General features: G+C 75.6%; 1 protein-coding gene. It reads left to right on the top strand.

The window, feature by feature from the left end:
• Positions 1–873: HD-GYP domain-containing protein (locus B7P34_RS35970; protein ID WP_146167045.1), on the top strand; the 873-nt coding region annotated here is incomplete at its 5' end.
• Between the last annotated feature and the right edge of the window lie 181 nt (positions 874–1,054).

Here is a 1,054-nt window from a genome sequence, read left to right as displayed (position 1 = left end):
GCCGCCGAGCGCCGCCGCCCGCGCGCCGCCTGGAGCGGCCTCCTGCTGCCCGGCCCGCTGCTGCCGGCCCTCGTGCACGGCCCCACCGGCCTGCTCACCGCGGCCCTGTGGCACAGCGCCTACGGCCCGCCCGCGGCGCTGCTCGCCCTGCTGCCGATGTCCGTCTCCTCCTGGTTCCTGGACCGCTGCGAGCGCGAGCGCGCCGCCCACCAGGCCACCATCCGGGCGCTGGTCCAGGCCGTCGACCTCAAGGACCGCTACACCCGCGGCCACAGCGAGCGCGTGGGGCGCGCCTCCGTGCTCATCGGCCGCGAGCTCGGCCTGGCCGGCGAGCGGCTGGAGGCGCTGCGCTTCGCCGGCATCCTGCACGACGTCGGCAAACTCGGCGTTCCCACCCGCCTGTTGCGCAAGGACGGCCCGCTCACCCCGCAGGAGCGGCGCGTCATCGAGCTGCACCCCGAGTACGGGCACGAGATGGTGCGCGGCATCGGCTTCCTCGACGAGGCGCGGGCCGCGATCCTCCACCATCACGAGCGCCTGGACGGCAGCGGCTACCCGTACGGACTGATGGGGCATCAGATCCCGTTCTTCGCCAGGGTCGTGGCCGTCGCCGACGCCTTCGACGCGATGACCTCCACGCGCAGTTACAGCCGGGCCCGCCCCGTGCCGGCCGCCCTCGCCGAGCTCCACCGCTGCGCGGGAAGCCAGTTCGACCCTCGCATGGTCGCCGCCCTGTGCGCCGCCCTCGACCGTCACGGATGGCATTCGACAGTGACCTCGGAGGCTACGGAGAGTGCAACTCCACCCAGCGGAAACGTCCCTTCATCCCACCGGCCGGTCACCGGAGCCGGCCAACCGGGAGGTGAGGGGTGACGGGGCGGTGTGACGGACTCCTGGTACGGAGCGTGCACGGGGCGGCCGTGGCGCTCGCCCTGGCCGCCCTGGCCCGCACCGCCTGGCACGGCGTCGCCCAGCCCCGCGTCGCCCTCGCCTACGGCCTCCTCATCGCCGTCGGCGAGGCCGCCCGGCGCCGCCGCCCCACCGCCGGCCCCGG

Origin of the sequence: Streptosporangium nondiastaticum (assembly GCF_003011965.1) — a bacterium.
GTDB lineage: Bacteria > Actinomycetota > Actinomycetes > Streptomycetales > Streptomycetaceae > Streptomyces > Streptomyces nondiastaticus.
Note: the sequence above shows the minus strand (reverse complement) of the source record. Positions and strands in the feature narration are given on the sequence as shown.